The organism is Micromonospora sp. NPDC047187 (assembly GCF_040643355.1).
Classification (GTDB): Bacteria; Actinomycetota; Actinomycetes; order Mycobacteriales; family Micromonosporaceae; genus Micromonospora; species Micromonospora salmantinae.
In genome coordinates, this window is the sequence record NZ_JBEYUF010000002.1 from 381,531 (window position 1) to 397,379 (window position 15,849).

Here is a 15,849-nt window from a genome sequence, read left to right on the forward strand (position 1 = left end):
TCGACTCCCCTAGAAGATCTGGCTGCCGTCCCAGGCAAGGATCGGAACCCCGCCCACGCCGTTGCGCTTGAACTCGGCGTCGAGATTGGCCATGTGGCTCACATCGGGCTGGTAATGACCGCTGCGTGCCGTCGCGTACTGGACCCTACCGTCCTTGACGACCAACTCGCCCGCCGCGGCGACCGGCTGCCCGTTGCCCAGTGTGGAGTGATGGAAGTCGCCGACCTTCTGGTAGTTGGACGCATAGAGGTTGCCGTTCCGGTCCATCACGAAAATCGCCTGACCGTTTCCGCTGAAAACGGTCTGAGCGCTCGACGTGTCGAACGGCTCGCCGCTTCTGGCGCTGCGCAACATGCCGTTGCTGTCGAAGAAGACCCGGTGTTGTTCGAGTTCCTCTGGACTGAGCCGGCGCACCGCCGTCGGGAAGTGCCCTCCGGGCAGGTGCTCGTTGCGGTACTTGTCGAGCATCGGCTTCGTGTTGTGGTAGCGCGGGGAGGTGTGCGGACCGGGCACACCGGGTCGTCCGGGGCCACCCGGCTTCGCGCCCTTGCGGTTGAAACGGCGCAGCAGCGTCTTCGCACGCTTCAACAACCGCGGAATGATCTCCTTGACGACCCGCTCGATGATCTCCTTGATGATCCGCTGGATGGCCATCCGGGCCAGGCCGATCGAGACGGGGATCGAGGCCAACGAGGAGCCGAGGCTGGGTGCCGCTGCCGCCAACGCCATCGCTACCTGAATCACCAGAATCGTCAGCTGGACGATGACGAGGATCTTCTGGGTCAGGGTGATGATGGCCATCACCAGCAACGCCGTACCGATAAGTTCAGCCGCCTGCGCGCCGTCCTCCATCCGGCGCGGTGCACCCTCCTCGCCCTGCCACGCCTGCTCGAACGCGCGGACGTCGTCTCCGCTGTTCGTCATCCCGACCTTCGCAGCGCCCGCCTCCGCCTCCCCGACCGCTGTGCGGAGCCGGCCGGCGAACGCGAACCACAGCTGGGACGCCTGGAAGAGCAACTCCTCGTCGGCGGCCGGCCAGGTAAACCCGACCCATCCCAGGGCCTCGGCGAGTTCAGGAGGGAGCTGCATACCCACTGGGCAGCTCCATCCTCGTGAAGAGTTCGGCATTTGCGATGTCGGTCGCCTCGTGGGCGTCGGCACTGGCGTCGAGGTTCCCGGCGGCCTCCGACAACTGGTCGGCCATCGACCGGTAGACGTCGAGCGCGTGCGTCAGAACTTCCACGTACGCGGCACCGAACAGCGAGCCGGCCTCGTCGTCACCCCACGGGTTACCCGCCCCGTTGACAGTCGACTCAAGACTGGCGATCTCCGCGCCGAGCTGCTGGCCGGTTGTCGCGAGCGACGCCGCCGCGCCGTGGAGAGCGTCGAGGTCGACCTGGATCCCGTCGGACATGACTCAGCGCTGGCCTGTCCGGCGGGTGACGACGTCCAGGTCGCCGATCATCTGCTGGAAACCCCGGAACGCGTCTTCCGAGACACGTTCGAGCTGCTTGCCGAGGGCCACGGTGTCGACGTGAGCGGCCGCCGTCAGCTCAGCTCTGCGGGCCCGCTCGTCGGCCTGCGCTGCCTGGACCGCCTCCAGGACGTACTCGGCGATGGCCCCGGTGCCGGCCCGGGACAGGCTCGGATCGATCACCAGGGTCTGCAGGGCGCCGAAGGCGGAGACTTCCGCCTCGACGAGACCGTTCCCGCCGGTGCCCCGCCCCGTCAGCTGATCGACGGCGGGTGCGGCACTGTCGTCCTGCTCATCGACGTCGTCCGGCTGCGCCGAGGCTGAACCCGGAACCTGGCTCAGCAGGCGCATGGCCTCCTCGAGTGAGCGGCTGAGGCCGGCCGGGTCGATTCCGCTCGCCATGCTCGTCCCCTTCGGGTCTGCAGTCCACGATCAAGAGCGACGGTATCAACGCGGCGCCTGCGTGGCTGCCCCACCACGTCCCCTGTGGAGCGGCGCGACCCCTGATCGCCGAGTTCACTTCCAGCCGGTGAGGATCTCCTGGACGGGCAGGACGTCCTGCTCCGGATCTGGCGCCGGGGTTGGCCGTGCGGTCGGCGTGCGGTCGAAGCGGGGCGCGGGGGCCGGTTGGATCTCGCCGCCCACCTCGACGAACGTGCCCCGGGCCGCGTTGTGCGGGTGCGCGTGCGCCTCGCCGGGGGCGAGCACCGGCGCGACGCAGGCGTCCAGGTCGGCGAAGACCGCCGTCCACTCGTCCCGGGTGCGCTCGGCGAACCGATCAGTGAACCGGCGGCGCAGTTCGTCCCAGCCGCTCGGGTCGTACTGGGCGGGCAGGTTCGGGTCGTCGGCGAGGCCGAGGCCGCTGAGCAGTACGGCGTAGAAGGCCGGTTCCATCGCGCCGACCGCCATGAATCCACCGTCGGCGGTGGCGTACGTGTCGTAGAACGGCGCCCCGCCGTCGAACATGTTGCGCCCGCGCGGGGCGGCCCACAGGCCGGTGCCGAGCAGCCCGTGCAGGAACGAGGTGAGCAGCGCAGAGCCGTCCACCATCGCCGCGTCGACAACCTGGCCGAAGCCGGAGCGCTCCCGCTCCAGCAGCGCTGCCAGCACCCCGACGGCGAGTAGCATCCCGCCGCCGCCGAAGTCGCCGAGCAGGTTCATCGGCGCGTACGGGCGTTCGCCGGCCCGCCCCAGCGGCTCCAACGCCCCGGCCACCGCGATGTAGTCGATGTCGTGCCCGGCTCGGGCTGCCAGCGGGCCGTCCTGACCCCAGCCGGTCATCCGCGCGTACACCAGTCGGGGGTTGCGGGCCTGGCACACCTCCGGCCCGATGCCGAGCCGCTCGGCCACCCCCGGCCGGTACGCCTCGACCAGCACGTCCGCGCGGTCGGCGAGGCGCAGCAGGTCCGCCACCCCGGCCGGGGACTTCAGGTCCAGCGCCGTGACCCGCCGCCCGCGTTGCAGCGGCCCGCTGGTCGGTGCGGACAGCCGGCCCGCTCCGGGGGCGCCCGGCCGGTCCACCCGCACCACGTCCGCGCCGAGGTCGGCGAGCACCATGCAACCGAACGGCGCCGGGGCGAGGCTGGCCAGCTCGACCACCCGCACCCCGGCCAGCGGCCCGCCGTGTGCCGCCGTCATGCGACGTCAGCCGGTTCGGCCCGGAGGGCGGCGAGCCGGTCGGCCAGGTCGGCGGGGGGCGTGAACCGGTCGCCGTAGATGCCGGCCAACTCGGTGGCACGGGCCGCGAAGCCGGCCGGGCCGCCCGCGTACTGCCGGACGTAGCGGATCACCCCGCCCGTCCACGCCGGGAAGCCGATGCCGAAGATCGAGCCGATGTTGGCGTCGGTCTCGGTGCGCAGCACCCCCTCGTCGAGGCAGCGCAGCGCGTCCAGCGCCTCGGCGAAGAGCATCCGTTCCTGGAGGTCGGTGAACGGCACCGCCCGACCCGCGTCGGTGATCAGGTCGGCGAGACCGGGCCACAGCCGGCCCCGGGTGCCGTCGTCGTAGGAGTAGAAGCCGCGTCCGGCGGCGCGCCCCGGCCGGTCGTACGCGTCGACCAACTCGTCCACCAGGCGGTGCGCCGGAAGCGGGCGGAACTCCTCGCTGGCCGCCTCGAACTGGCGGCGGATCCGCTGGATCAGCGTGAGGCTGACCTCGTCGGCCAGCGCCAGCGGCCCGGTCGGGTAGCCGGCCTGGAGGGCGGCCTGCTCCACCGATGCGGCAGGGACACCCTCGGCGACCATGCCGACCGCCTCGTCGATGAACTTGCCGATCACCCGGCTGGTGAAGAAACCCCGGCCGTCGTTGACCACGATCGGGGTCTTGCCGATCCGCCGGCCCAGGTCGAACGCACGGGCCAGCGCCACGTCCCCGGTCCGCTCGCCGACCACGATCTCCAGCAGCGGCATCCGGTCCACCGGAGAGAAGAAGTGCATGCCGATGAAGTCCGCCGGCCGGTCCACGCCGGCGGCCAGCCCGGTGATCGGCAGGGTGGAGGTGTTGGAGGCGAGCAGTGCGTCGGGCGCCAGCACGGGCAGCACCTCGGCGAAGACCCGTTGCTTCAGCGCCGGGTCCTCGAAGACCGCCTCGATGACCACGTCGCAGCCGGCCAGCGCGTCCACCTGGTCGGTGGTGGTGATCCGGTCCAGTACGGCACGGGCGTCCGCCTCGGTGGTGCGACCCTTGCGTACCGCGCGGGCCAGTAGCCGCTCGGCGTGTTCCCGGGCCCGGCCGGCGGCCTCCGGCGTGACGTCCTTGACCACGACGTCCAGCCCTGCTTTGGCGCAGGCGTACGCGATGCCCGCGCCCATCATGCCGGCCCCGAGTACCGCCACCCGGCGTACCGGTGCGGCGTCCACATCGGCCGGTCGGGCCGCGCCACCGTTGACGGCCTTCAGGTCGAAGAAGAACGCACCGATCATGTTCTTGGCGACCTGCCCGGTGAGCAGGCCGATCAGGTGCCGGGTCTCCACGGTCAGGGCGGTCTCCAGGTCGACCTGTGCGCCCTCGACGGCAGCGGCCAGGATCGCCTCGGGCGCGGGTAGCCGGGCACCCTTGAGCTGCTTGCGCAGCGTCGCCGGGAAGGCGGGCAGTTGTGCGGCCAGCGAACGGCTGGCCGGGGTGCCGCCGGGCATCCGATAGTCCGGCCGGTCCCACGGCTGCGCCGGGTGCGGGTTCGCCGCGATCCAGGCCCGCGCCCGTTCCAGCAGCTCGGTGGGCGTGGCGACCACCTCGTCGACCAGCCCGACCGACAGGGCGTCGGTCGGGCGCATCCGCCGGCCGGTGAGCAGCACCGTGGTCAGCGCGCTGGCCAGGCCGAGCATCCGCACGGTCCGGGTGACGCCGCCCGCCCCGGGCAGCAGGCCCAGCGTCACCTCGGGCAACCCGAGCCGGCTGCCGGGGGCGTCCAGTGCGATCCGGTGGTGGCAGGCCAGCGCGATCTCCAGGCCACCGCCGAGCGCCGAGCCGTTGACCGCGGCGACCACCGGTCGGCCCAGCGTCTCCAGCCGGCGCAGGTCCCGTTTGATGGTGCCGAGCAGGGCGGCCAGGTCGGGCGCGTCGGCGCGGGTGGCCCGGATCATCTCGGGCAGGTCGCCGCCGGCGAAGAAGGTCGACTTCGCGCTGGTCACGATGACGCCGGCGAGATCGTGCTCGGCCTCCAGCCGGTCCAGGGCGGCGCTCATCGAGGCGGCGTACGCCCGGTTCATGGTGTTGGCGGACTGGGTGGGGTCGTCGAGGGTGAGCGTGACGATGCCGTCGGCGCCGCGGTCGTACCGGATGGTGTTGGTCATTGTCGTCCTCCCCGGTCAGCAGCGTTCGAGAACGGTGGCGACGCCCATGCCGCCGCCGATGCAGAGGGTCACCACGGCGCGGCGCAGGTCACGCCGCTCCAACTCGTCCAACGCCGTACCGAGCAGCATCGCTCCGGTCGCGCCGAGCGGGTGGCCGAGCGCTATCGCGCCGCCGTTGACGTTCACCCGGTCCGGGTCGAGGCCCAGGTCACGGACGTACTTGAGCACCACAGCGGCGAACGCCTCGTTGATCTCGAACAGGTCGATGTCGTCGACTGTGAGCCCGGCGACGGCGAGCGCCTTGTGGGTGGCCGGGATCGGGCCGGTCAACATCAGCGTCGGGTCCGCGCCGGTGACCGCCGCGCCGACGATCCGGGCGCGCGGGGTGAGGCCGAGATCCCGACCGACCTGCTCCGAACCGATCAGCGTCAGCGCCGCGCCGTCAACGATGCCGGACGAGTTGCCCGCGTGGTGGACGTGCTCGATGGCCTCCAGCCAGTGGAACTTCTGCAACGCGACAGCGTCGAAGCCGGCCGCCTCACCCATCGTGGCGAAGGACGGGGTGAGCCTGGCCAGCGCCTCCCGGGTGGTCTCCGGGCGCGGGTGCTCGTCGACAGTGAGGATGTCCAGTCCGTTGCCGTCGCGGACCGGCACCACCGAGCGGGCGAAGTACCCGCCGGCCCACGCCTTGGCGGCCCTCTCCTGCGACCGCAGCGCGTAGCCGTCCACGTCGTCGCGGGTGAAGCCCTCCAGGGTGGCGATCAGGTCCGCGCTGACGCCCTGCGGCACGAACGACGTGGCCAGCGCGGTCTGCGGATCGGTGGCCCAGGCCGCGCCGTCGGAGCCCATCGGCACCCGGGACATCGACTCGACCCCGCCGGCGAGCAGTAGATGCTCCCAGCCGGAGCGGATCCGGGCGGCGGCGGAGTTGACCGCCTCCAACCCGGAGGCGCAGAACCGGTTGAGCTGCACCCCGCCCACCTGGTCGGGCAGCCCGGCCAACAGCGCGGCGGCCCGGGCCAGGTCGCCACCCTGCTCGCCGACCGGGGTCACGATGCCGAGCAGCAGATCCTCCAACCGGCCGACGTCCAGGCCGGGGTTGCGCTCCCGCAACGCGTCGATCAGGCCGACCACCAGGGAGATGGGCTTGACCCCGTGCAGCGCGCCGGTGTCCCGGCCGCGCCCGCGCGGGGTGCGGACCGCGTCATAGACGTACGCCTCAGAGAGCACGGGCGATCAGCTCCTTCATGATCTCGTTGGTGCCGCCGTAGATCTTCTGGACGCGGGCGTCGGCGTACATCCGGGCGATCGGGTACTCAGTGGTGTAGCCGTAGCCGCCGAAGAGCTGAAGGCACCGGTCGACGACCTCGCACTGCCCGTCGGTGAGCCATGACTTCGCCATCGCCGCTGTGGAGACGTCCAGGTCGCCACGCGTGTGTCGGACGATGCAGTCGTCCAGGAAGACGCGGCTGACCCGGGCGCGGGTGGCGCACTCGGCGAGCACCATCCGGGTGTTCTGGTGACCCATCAGGGTCTTGCCGAAGGCGGTGCGCTCCTTGGCGTACGCGACGGTCAGCGCGACCGCCCGTTCCATGGCCGCCACCGCGCCGACGCCGATCACCAGCCGTTCCTGCGGAAGCTGCTGCATGAGCTGGATGAAGCCCAGCCCTTCGGCACCGCCGAGCAGGTTGGACGCCGGCACCCGGAACTCGTCGAAGAACAACTCCGCCGTGTCGTTGGCGTGCAGGCCGATCTTGGACAGCAGTCGGCCTCGCCGGAACCCCGCCGGGTCGCCACCCACCTCGCAGATCAGCAGCGAGACGCCGGACGCCCGCTGCTCGGGGTCGGTCTTCACGGCCACGATGACCAGGTCGGCCAGAGCACCGTTGGTGATGAACGTCTTCGCGCCGGTCACCAGGTAGTCGTCGCCGTCGCGGACCGCCCGGGTGCGCATCGCCTGAAGATCGGAGCCACCGTCCGGCTCGGTCATCGCGATGGCGCCGACCAGCTCACCGCTGCACAGGCCGGGCAGCCAGCGTCGCTTCTGTTCCTCGCTGCCGTACGCCACCAGGTAACCGGTGACGATGCCACTGTGGACGGCCAGGCCGAGGCTGCTCTCCCCGGCGTACGCCTGCTCGTGCAGCAGCACCGCCTCGTGGGTGAACCCGCCGCCCCCACCGCCGTACTCCTCCGGGACCGACAGGCCGAGCAGCCCCAGCTCGCCGGCGCGCCGGTAGTGCTCGCGGTCCGGATGGCCCTGCGTCAGCAGGCGCTCGGCGTGCGGCAACACCTCCTTGGTGAAGAAGGCGCGGGCCAGCTCGGCCAGGTCGTCATGCTCCGGCTCGCGCCAGGGGGAGGGGGAGCCGTCGGGCGGGGGGGTCGGCATGTGCACCACCCTCGCGCGCTGTTGGCAGCATGTCAATAAGATGCTGAGTAGCTCAGAGGCAGCTCTGACGACTACTGGGCATCAAGTGATCATGGTGAGGAACGGCGGGCGACCGGTGGGCTGTCGATAGGGTCGGGCAGATGAGTGTCGAGACGGCTCCGCGCCGCCGCCGGCTGGAGCCGGACGCCCGGCGTGGGCAGATCCTGGCCTGCGCGGTCCGGCTGTTCGGCGAGCGCCCGTACGCGGACGTGTCGACCACCGACGTCGCCCGCGAGGCTGGTGTCGCTCGCGGGCTGGTCAACCACTACTTCGGTGCGAAGAAGGACCTGTACCTGGAGGTCGTCCGGGTCATGGTGACCATCCCCGAGGTTGCCCTGGAGCGGCTGCCCAAGGGTGATCTCCGGACCCGGGTCGACGCCAGCGTCACCTGGTTCCTCGACGTGGTTTCCCGGCACAGCACCTCGTGGCTGGCGGCGGTCACCGCCCGGGGGATGGGCGGCGACGCCGACGTGGAGCGGGTGCTCGCCGAGGCCGAGGAGGTCGCCGCGGACCGCATGCTGGTCGCCGTCGGGCTGGCCGGCGAGGCGGAGCACCGCGAGGAGTTGCGCGGGATGGTCCGGGCGTACGGGGGTCTGGCGACCTCGACGGCCCGCGAATGGCTCCAGCGTGGTGCGCTGACCCGCGCCCAGGTGCACCTGCTGCTCACCACGACCCTGCTGACCATCGTCGAGCAGGTCATCCCGCAGGTCCTCGCCGACCGCGAACCGACGCGACCAGAGCGCTGACCGCCGGGGCCGCTGAGCGCTGACCGCCCGGGGCCGCCAAGCGCTGAACGCCGGGGCCGCTGAGCGCTGACCGCCGTCCGCCGAAGGGCGCCGGTCGCTCAGGCGGCGCGTCGGTCGCCGGCCTGGCCGGTACGAGCCGCCGGAGCGGCCTGGCCGGCATGCACCGCCGGTGCGGCGTACCGGTCGGCCGCCTGCGCCGGATAGGACTCGGGGCGCACCACCCGCAGCGGCCGGTCCACCTCGTCGGCCCCGAACCGCCAGCGCGACGGTGTCGGCTGCCGCTGTGGTGCCGGGCCACCGGGGCGCAGCCCGGGCCGGGACAGCAGCACGGTGATCAGGTAGCCGACCACCAGGAAGCCGTGGCTGATCAGCCGTTCCCCGCCCACCGAACCGGTGGCCAGGTCGTTTACCGACAGCAGCAGCAACGTGCCGACGAACGCGCTGAGCATCGGCAGCAGGCCGGCGGGTGGGCTGCGGCGCAGCGCCACGAAGAGGAAGCCCGCGCCCACTGCCACGTTCCACGCCGCCGACTCGTGCCACAGGTGCTGGCCGGTGGGGTGCAGGTGGTCGGCGGTCGCGCCCCGGCCCACCTGGGCCAGGCCGAGCACCAGTTGCACCGCGCCGAGCAGCCCGAGCGCCGACCGCAGGCCGGCGACGAGCGGGCCACGTCCGAACGCCGCACGCAACCCGGCGGCGAGCTGGCCCCGTCCGGGCACCTTCCGCAGGCCGGCGACCAGCGGGCCGCGCCGCCACCGTGACCGGCGGGCCGGGGCCGCGCTGGCGGCGGCAAGGATCGCCGCCGTCCGGTCGGGCACCTCGACCACCAATCGGGTACGAACCCGACGGGTCACCGCGGCCGCCGCCGTGAACCAGGCCCGGCACTCGGCACACCCGTCCAGGTGCTCCTGCACCGCCGTCAGTTCGCCGGCGGTCTCCTCCCCGTCCAGCTGCGCGGACAGGACCTCCCGCCACTGCTCACACCCCATGTATCAGTAGTCGCTCCGGCAGCCGCTCCGGTTCCCGGCGACAGTGACTGGTTGTGGAATACTCGCCGGATCATGACGCGTTACGGCCTGCTGATCCTGCCCGCCACCAACCGGGTGTACGCCCGCGCCGCAGTCGACCTCACCCGAGCCGAGCTGGAGATCTTCGGCCGCTCGGCGCTGGACGGCCGGATCGGCGAGCTGGACACCGAGGTCGTGGGAGGGGCGTCCTACATCACGTTCACCGGCGACGGGCTGACCGAGCGTGACCTGGCCGTCCTGGGCAACCTCTCCGCCGGGTACGCGTTGTTCGAGATCGTCGGCGAGCTGCTGCGACCGATCGAGTGGACCCGCCTGGACCGCTACGACGACGATCTGCTCACCATCCAGAAGTACCCGGGCAAGACCAATGAGCAGTTCACCAAGCTGCTGCTCAACGTCACCCTGCTCGCCTCGGACTGGGCCGCCGAGATGACAAGCCGCCGGTTCCGGGTGCTCGACCCGCTCTGCGGTCGGGGCACCACCCTCAACCAGGCGCTGATGTACGGCTTCGACGCTGCCGGGATCGAGCGCGACCAGAAGGACGTCGAGGCGTACCGGGCGTTCATCACCACCTGGCTGAAGCAGAAGCGGGTCAAGCACCGGGTGCTGGAGTCGGGGCCGGTGCGCCGGGAGCGCAAGGTGGTCGGCCGGCGGGTGCGGATCGAGTTGGCGCCGACCCGCGAGGAGCACAAGGCCGGCCAGACGCAGTTGCTGGACGTGGTCAACGCCGACACCGCCCGGTCGGCGGAGTTCTTCCGCCCGGAGACCGTCGACCTGGTCGTCGCCGACGCGCCGTACGGCGTGCAGCACGGCAGTCGTACCGCTGGGCAGGGGTTGACCCGCGACCCGCTGGCGTTGCTCGCGGACGCCGCGCCGGTCTGGGCCCGGTTGTTGCGCCCCGGCGGTGCGCTCGGGATCTCCTGGAACACCCACGTCGCCAGTCGGGACGACGCGGCGGCGGCATTGGCCGACGCCGGCCTGACGGTGGTCGACGCCGAGCCCTACCGCGCGCTGCGGCACCGGGTGGACCAGTCGATCATGCGCGACGTGCTGGTGGCCCGCCGCCCGGCCTGACGGGCTCGCACCTCCGCCCCGCCGCGCCATGAGCCACCCCCTCCGGGTCGCGCGTGGTCTCTCTCTCCTGCATTCCCCTTTGCTCTGCACCCGCGGAGGCACCAGCTACAGACCGTGAGTGTCGCCTCCGCGGGTGCAGAGCAAAGGGCGGACCACCCGTCTTGACCTCGCGGACCACCGGTGCTCTGTGCCGCATTTCACCTGTTCAGTGGGTAGGTGTGAAAACCACGTCAAGAAAAGGTTCGCCGCCGTCATGGTCGCGTTATGACCCCTGCCGTCCGGCGGGTGGTGGGGCTTTGATTGCCCGGCGCGACCGGAAGGCGGTCGCGACGAACCTTTCCGGCTGAGGAGTCAGCGTGTCTGACGTGGTTTTCGTGGTCCTGACGGTGGTGCTGTTCGCAGTGCTCGCCCTGGTGGTCCGGGCGGTGGAGAAGCTGTGAACGCCGTCAACGCCGTCGGTCTGGTGCTCGCGGTCGTCCTGGGCGCGTTCCTGGTGTTCGCCCTGCTGTTCCCGGAGCGCTTCTGATGACCACGACAACAGCAGGCGTCATCTTCGTGTTGACGCTGGTGGCGGCCCTGGTCGCCGTTTACAAGCCGTTCGGTGACTACATGTTCCGGGCGGTCTCCGGCACGAGGCAGTCGCGGGTCGAGCGGGGCATCTTCCGACTGGTCGGGGTCAACCCGGCCGCCGAGCAGACCTGGGGCGTGTACGCCCGCAGCGTGCTGGCGTTCTCCGCGGTCTCGATCCTGTTCCTGTACCTGTTCCAGCGGGTGCAGAACCACCTGTGGCTGTCGCTGGGGCTCGACCCGGTGGTGCCGCACGGCGCGTGGAACACGGCCGTGTCGTTCGTGACCAACACGAACTGGCAGTGGTACTCGGGTGAGTCGACGATGGGCCACCTGGTGCAGATGGCCGGTCTGGCCGTACAGAACTTCACCTCGGCGGCGGTCGGCATCGCGGTGGCTGTCGCGTTGGTACGCGGCTTCGCCCGCAGCCGCACCGGGCAGCTCGGCAACTTCTGGGTCGACCTGACCCGGATCGTGCTGCGCATCCTCGTGCCGATCGCGGTGCTCGGCGCCATCGTGTTGATGATCGGCGGCGTGGTGCAGAACCTGTCCGGCGGCACCGACGTGAGCACGCTGACCGGTGGCACCCAGACCATCACCGGTGGTCCGGTCGCCAGCCAGGAAGTGATCAAGGAGCTGGGCACCAACGGTGGTGGCTTCTACAACGTCAACAGCGCGCACCCGTTCGAGAACCCCACCACCTGGACCAACTGGCTGGAGATCTTCCTGCTCCTGCTGATCCCGTTCAGCCTGCCCCGGGTCTTCGGCCGGATGGTCGGGCAGAACCGGCAGGGCTACGCCATCGCCGCGGTGATGGGCATCCTCGCGTTCCTCAGCGTCGCCATCACCAACATCTTCGAGCTGGCCGGTCACGGCACGGTGCCGCAGGCGGTCGGCGCGGCGATGGAGGGCAAGGAGGTGCGGTTCGACGTGTCGAACTCGGCCACCTTCGCCGCCGCCACCACGCTCACCTCGACCGGTGCGGTGAACTCGTTCCACGACTCGTTCACCTCGCTGGGCGGCATGATGACGATGGTCAACATGATGCTCGGCGAGGTCGCGCCGGGCGGTACCGGTTCGGGGCTGTACGGCCTGCTCATCCTCGCGGTGATCACGGTCTTCGTGGCCGGCCTGATGGTGGGCCGCACCCCCGAGTACCTGGGCAAGAAGATCAGCTCGCGGGAGATCAAGTTCGCCTCGCTCTACTTCCTGATCACACCGATCCTGGTGCTCGTCGGCACGGCGGCGGCGTTCGGCACCGGCAACAACTCCACGGCGCTCAATGTCGGCCCGCACGGCCTCTCCGAGGTGCTGTACGCGTTCACGTCGGCCAGCAACAACAACGGTTCCGCCTTCGCCGGCATCACGGTCAACACCACCTGGTGGAACACCGCGCTCGGGTTGTGCATGCTGCTGGGCCGGTTCCTGCCGCTCATCTTCGTGCTCGCGTTGGCCGGCTCGCTGGCCCGCCAGGCACCCACCCCCGCGTCCGAGGGCACCCTGCCGACCCACCGACCGCTGTTCATCGGCATGGTCGTCGGCGTCACCGTGGTCCTCGTCGCGCTGACCTTCCTGCCCGCGCTCGCGCTCGGTCCGCTGGCAGAGGGGCTCTGACCATCATGAGGAACGAGGACATGTCCGTCACGTCCGCCCCAACAGAGCAACTCCCCGGCACGCCCGCCACCCAGGGCAACCGGATCGGCGGGGGCCTGCTCGACCCCAAGCAGTTGATCCGGTCCCTGCCGGACGCGGTACGCAAGCTCAACCCCAGCACGCTGTGGCGCAACCCGGTGATGCTGATCGTGGAGGTCGGTGCTGCCTTCACCACCGTCCTGGCGGTGATCGACCCGTCGGTGTTCGCCTGGGCGATCACCATCTGGCTCTGGCTGACAGTGGTCTTCGCCAACCTGGCCGAGGCGGTGGCCGAGGGTCGGGGCAAGGCCCAGGCCGCGACCCTGCGGCAGGCGAAGAAGGACACCATCGCCACCCGGCTGATCGACTGGAAGCCGGGCGCGCGGGCCAACACCTACCGCGACGAGGCGGTGCCGGCGCCGGACCTGCGTCAGGGCGACGTCGTGCTCGTCGAGGCGGGCGGCATCATTCCCGGCGACGGCGACATCGTCGAGGGGATCGCCAGCGTCGACGAGTCGGCCATCACCGGCGAGTCGGCCCCGGTCATCCGGGAGTCCGGCGGCGACCGCAGCGCGGTCACCGGCGGCACCAAGGTGCTCTCCGACCGGATCATCGTGAAGATCACCCAGAAGCCGGGGGAGAGCTTCATCGACCGGATGATCGCCCTGGTCGAGGGGGCCAACCGGCAGAAGACGCCGAACGAGATCGCGCTGAACATCCTGCTCGCCGCGCTCACCGTCATCTTCCTGCTGGCAGTTGTCACCCTCCAGCCGCTGGCCATCTTCTCCAAGGCGTACCAGGCGGCCGCGCCGAACAGTGGGGCGATCACCGACTCCGGTGTCACCGGCGTGGTGCTGATCTCGCTGCTGGTCTGCCTGATCCCCACCACCATCGGCGCGCTGCTCTCCGCCATCGGCATCGCCGGCATGGACCGGCTGGTGCAGCGCAACGTCCTGGCCATGAGCGGCCGGGCCGTCGAGGCTGCCGGCGACGTCAACACCCTGCTGCTGGACAAGACCGGCACCATCACGCTGGGCAACCGGCAGGCCGCCGAGTTCGTACCGGTCGAGGGGGTCGACCCCGCGACGCTGGCCGACGCCGCGCAACTGTCCAGCCTGGCCGACGAGACCCCGGAGGGGCGCTCGGTGGTCGTCCTGGCGAAGAACGAGTTCGGGCTGCGCGAGCGTGAGCCCGGCGTGATGCCGCACGCGACCTTCGTACCGTTCACCGCGCAGACCCGGATGAGCGGCGTCGACCTCACCCCGGACGCCAGCGTGGACGCCGGCGCGGTGGGCGCGGCCCGCAGGGTCCGCAAGGGCGCCGCCGCCGCGGTGATGAAGTGGGTACGGGAGAACGGCGGTCACCCCACCGAGCAGGTCGGCGAGATCGTGGACGCGATCAGTGGCACCGGCGGTACCCCGCTGGTCGTCGCCGAGCACGTCGACGGTGCGCCCGCCCGCGCCCTGGGTGTCATCCACCTGAAGGACGTGGTCAAGTCCGGCATGCGCGAGCGGTTCGACGAGATGCGCCGGATGGGCATCCGAACCGTGATGATCACCGGCGACAACCCGCGTACCGCGAAGGCGATCGCCGACGAGGCCGGGGTGGACGACTTCCTGGCCGAGGCGACGCCGGAGGACAAGCTCGCGCTGATCAAGCGGGAGCAGGAGGGTGGCCGGCTGGTCGCGATGACCGGTGACGGCACCAACGACGCGCCGGCGCTCGCGCAGGCCGACGTCGGGGTGGCAATGAACACCGGCACGTCGGCCGCCAAGGAGGCCGGCAACATGGTCGACCTCGACTCCGACCCGACCAAGCTCATCGAGATCGTGGAGATCGGCAAGCAGTTGCTGATCACCCGTGGCGCGCTGACCACGTTCAGCATCGCCAACGACATCGCGAAGTACTTCGCGATCATCCCGGCCATGTTCGCCGGCCTCTACCCGAGCCTGGACGCGCTGAACATCATGCGGTTGTCCAGCCCGGAGTCGGCGATCCTGTCCGCTGTCATCTTCAACGCCCTGGTGATCATCGCGCTGATCCCGCTCGCCCTGCGGGGCGTGCGGTACCGGCCGGCCGCCGCGTCGAAGCTGCTCAGCCGCAACCTGCTGGTGTACGGACTGGGCGGCATCATCGTGCCGTTCATCGGGATCAAGCTCATCGACCTGCTCATCCAGTTCATCCCGGGGATTTCGTGATGCGCCTACCCACCTGGATCGCCCAACACCTCGCCGCGCTGCGCGCCGTACTCGTCTTCACGGTGCTGCTCGGCCTGGTCTACCCGCTGGCCCTGGTAGCGGTTGGTCAGCTGCCCGGCCTCAACCACAAGACCGACGGCTCGCTGATCTCCTCCGGCGGGACGACTGTCGGCAGTGCGCTGATCGGCCAGTCCTTCACCGACGCGGACGGCAACCCCGTCGCCCGGTACTTCCAGTCCCGCCCCTCCGCCGCCGGCGACGGCTACGACCCGACGTCCACCTCAGCCAGCAACCTGGGCCCGGAGAGCGTGGTCGACACCATCGCCACCGACCCGGAGGAGTCCGGCGAGAGCCTGCTCACCCAGGTGTGCGGGCGCAGCAAGTCGGTCGGCGAACTCAACGGCGTCGACGGCCGGCGCCCCTACTGCACCGACGACGGGGTGGGTGCCGTGCTCGCGGTCTTCCGCGCCGACGGTCTGACCGGCCCGGTCACCCGGGTGGTAAGCGTCAACCAGGCCGCCCCGGCCACCCCGTTCGTCCCCGAGTACCAGGGGGTGACTGTGGAGCCGGCCCAGCCCGGCGAGGACTACGTGGCCGCCGGCGGGGTGGTCACCCCGATCCGGGGCGACGCGCCCGCCGACCCGGCGGTGCCCGCCGACGCGGTCACCGCCAGCGCCAGCGGTCTCGACCCGCAGATCAGCCCGGCGTACGCCGAACTGCAGGTGAACCGGGTCGCACGGGAGCGCGGCGCGGACCCGGCGGCGGTCCGCAAGCTGGTCAAGGAGCACACCGGCGGGCGCGGGCTGGGCTTCCTGGGCGCGCCCGGCGTCAACGTGTTGGAGCTCAACCTCGCCCTCGACAAGCAGTTCGCCGCACGCTGAGCACCTTCGCGGGCGGGGCCGTGCCAACCGGGCGCG

At 71.0% G+C, this 15,849-nt stretch carries 14 protein-coding genes; 6 read left to right on the top strand and 8 right to left on the bottom strand.

The window, feature by feature from the left end:
• Window positions 1-9: 9 nt before the first annotated feature.
• The 7 genes from ABZ794_RS06315 to ABZ794_RS06345 form a co-directional block, all read right to left on the bottom strand.
• Window positions 10-1,095, bottom strand: coding sequence for a hypothetical protein (locus tag ABZ794_RS06315; RefSeq protein WP_357514500.1), 1,086 nt, complete (start codon window positions 1,093-1,095; stop codon window positions 10-12).
• Complete coding sequence (locus ABZ794_RS06320) at window positions 1,073-1,414, bottom strand: hypothetical protein (RefSeq protein ID WP_357514502.1); 342 nt, start codon at window positions 1,412-1,414, stop codon at window positions 1,073-1,075. Before ABZ794_RS06320 ends, ABZ794_RS06315 begins: the two co-directional genes overlap by 23 nt.
• A gap of 3 nt (window positions 1,415-1,417) precedes the next feature.
• Window positions 1,418-1,876 carry a YbaB/EbfC family nucleoid-associated protein gene (locus tag ABZ794_RS06325; protein WP_357514503.1) on the bottom strand — a complete coding sequence of 153 codons (459 nt, stop codon included), beginning with the start codon at window positions 1,874-1,876 and terminating at the stop codon, window positions 1,418-1,420.
• A 114-nt stretch (window positions 1,877-1,990) separates the two neighbouring features.
• Window positions 1,991-3,112 carry a CaiB/BaiF CoA-transferase family protein gene (locus ABZ794_RS06330; RefSeq protein WP_210782905.1) on the bottom strand — a complete coding sequence of 374 codons (1,122 nt, stop codon included), beginning with the start codon at window positions 3,110-3,112 and terminating at the stop codon, window positions 1,991-1,993.
• Window positions 3,109-5,265 carry a 3-hydroxyacyl-CoA dehydrogenase NAD-binding domain-containing protein gene (locus ABZ794_RS06335; protein ID WP_357514506.1) on the bottom strand — a complete coding sequence of 719 codons (2,157 nt, stop codon included), beginning with the start codon at window positions 5,263-5,265 and terminating at the stop codon, window positions 3,109-3,111. Before ABZ794_RS06335 ends, ABZ794_RS06330 begins: the two co-directional genes overlap by 4 nt.
• A 15-nt stretch (window positions 5,266-5,280) precedes the next feature.
• Window positions 5,281-6,495, bottom strand: coding sequence for an acetyl-CoA C-acetyltransferase (locus ABZ794_RS06340; protein ID WP_357514508.1), 1,215 nt, complete (start codon window positions 6,493-6,495; stop codon window positions 5,281-5,283).
• Entirely contained in the window at window positions 6,485-7,651 is a 1,167-nt protein-coding gene (locus tag ABZ794_RS06345) for an acyl-CoA dehydrogenase family protein (protein WP_210782911.1), read from the bottom strand. Before ABZ794_RS06345 ends, ABZ794_RS06340 begins: the two co-directional genes overlap by 11 nt.
• 140 nt (window positions 7,652-7,791) lie before the next feature.
• Here ABZ794_RS06345 and ABZ794_RS06350 point away from each other — a divergent pair, with 140 nt between their 5' ends.
• A complete protein-coding gene (locus tag ABZ794_RS06350; RefSeq protein ID WP_210782912.1) occupies window positions 7,792-8,436 on the top strand; it encodes a TetR/AcrR family transcriptional regulator in 645 nt (214 codons plus the stop codon).
• A 98-nt stretch (window positions 8,437-8,534) separates the two neighbouring features.
• On the opposite strand, the gene ABZ794_RS06355 is transcribed toward ABZ794_RS06350, so the two are convergent.
• Window positions 8,535-9,422: a zf-HC2 domain-containing protein gene (locus ABZ794_RS06355; protein WP_238690732.1), complete on the bottom strand. Its 888-nt coding sequence runs from the start codon at window positions 9,420-9,422 to the stop codon at window positions 8,535-8,537.
• A gap of 72 nt (window positions 9,423-9,494) precedes the next feature.
• Between ABZ794_RS06355 and ABZ794_RS06360 the strand changes: the two genes are divergently transcribed.
• From ABZ794_RS06360 to ABZ794_RS06380, 5 genes are all read left to right on the top strand, one after another.
• On the top strand, window positions 9,495-10,535 hold the full coding sequence (locus ABZ794_RS06360) for an SAM-dependent methyltransferase (protein ID WP_238690733.1): 1,041 nt from the start codon (window positions 9,495-9,497) through the stop codon (window positions 10,533-10,535).
• 436 nt (window positions 10,536-10,971) lie between these two features.
• Window positions 10,972-11,061, top strand: coding sequence for a K(+)-transporting ATPase subunit F (kdpF, locus tag ABZ794_RS06365; protein WP_036410889.1), 90 nt, complete (start codon window positions 10,972-10,974; stop codon window positions 11,059-11,061).
• On the top strand, window positions 11,061-12,716 hold the full coding sequence (kdpA, locus tag ABZ794_RS06370; RefSeq protein WP_238690734.1) for a potassium-transporting ATPase subunit KdpA: 1,656 nt from the start codon (window positions 11,061-11,063) through the stop codon (window positions 12,714-12,716). The genes kdpF and kdpA overlap by 1 nt, the downstream gene beginning before the upstream one ends.
• A gap of 20 nt (window positions 12,717-12,736) precedes the next feature.
• A complete protein-coding gene (gene kdpB, locus ABZ794_RS06375; protein WP_238690735.1) occupies window positions 12,737-14,932 on the top strand; it encodes a potassium-transporting ATPase subunit KdpB in 2,196 nt (731 codons plus the stop codon).
• Complete coding sequence (locus tag ABZ794_RS06380; RefSeq protein WP_357514511.1) at window positions 14,932-15,813, top strand: potassium-transporting ATPase subunit C; 882 nt, start codon at window positions 14,932-14,934, stop codon at window positions 15,811-15,813. Before kdpB ends, ABZ794_RS06380 begins: the two co-directional genes overlap by 1 nt.
• Window positions 15,814-15,849 lie beyond the last annotated feature (36 nt).

What these genes read in the sequence shown, in the direction of transcription:
- ABZ794_RS06320 (WP_357514502.1), bottom strand. Translation starts at nt 1,414, where the DNA reads ATGTCCGACGGGATCCAGGTCGACCTCGACGCTCTCCACGGCGCGGCG.
- ABZ794_RS06330 (WP_210782905.1), bottom strand. Translation starts at nt 3,112, where the DNA reads ATGACGGCGGCACACGGCGGGCCGCTGGCCGGGGTGCGGGTGGTCGAG.
- ABZ794_RS06380 (WP_357514511.1), top strand. Translation starts at nt 14,932, where the DNA reads ATGCGCCTACCCACCTGGATCGCCCAACACCTCGCCGCGCTGCGCGCC.
- ABZ794_RS06335 (WP_357514506.1), bottom strand. Translation starts at nt 5,265, where the DNA reads ATGACCAACACCATCCGGTACGACCGCGGCGCCGACGGCATCGTCACG.
- ABZ794_RS06345 (WP_210782911.1), bottom strand. Translation starts at nt 7,651, where the DNA reads ATGCCGACCCCCCCGCCCGACGGCTCCCCCTCCCCCTGGCGCGAGCCG.
- ABZ794_RS06350 (WP_210782912.1), top strand. Translation starts at nt 7,792, where the DNA reads ATGAGTGTCGAGACGGCTCCGCGCCGCCGCCGGCTGGAGCCGGACGCC.
- ABZ794_RS06325 (WP_357514503.1), bottom strand. Translation starts at nt 1,876, where the DNA reads ATGGCGAGCGGAATCGACCCGGCCGGCCTCAGCCGCTCACTCGAGGAG.
- ABZ794_RS06360 (WP_238690733.1), top strand. Translation starts at nt 9,495, where the DNA reads ATGACGCGTTACGGCCTGCTGATCCTGCCCGCCACCAACCGGGTGTAC.
- ABZ794_RS06355 (WP_238690732.1), bottom strand. Translation starts at nt 9,422, where the DNA reads ATGGGGTGTGAGCAGTGGCGGGAGGTCCTGTCCGCGCAGCTGGACGGG.
- kdpB (WP_238690735.1), top strand. Translation starts at nt 12,737, where the DNA reads ATGTCCGTCACGTCCGCCCCAACAGAGCAACTCCCCGGCACGCCCGCC.
- kdpA (WP_238690734.1), top strand. Translation starts at nt 11,061, where the DNA reads ATGACCACGACAACAGCAGGCGTCATCTTCGTGTTGACGCTGGTGGCG.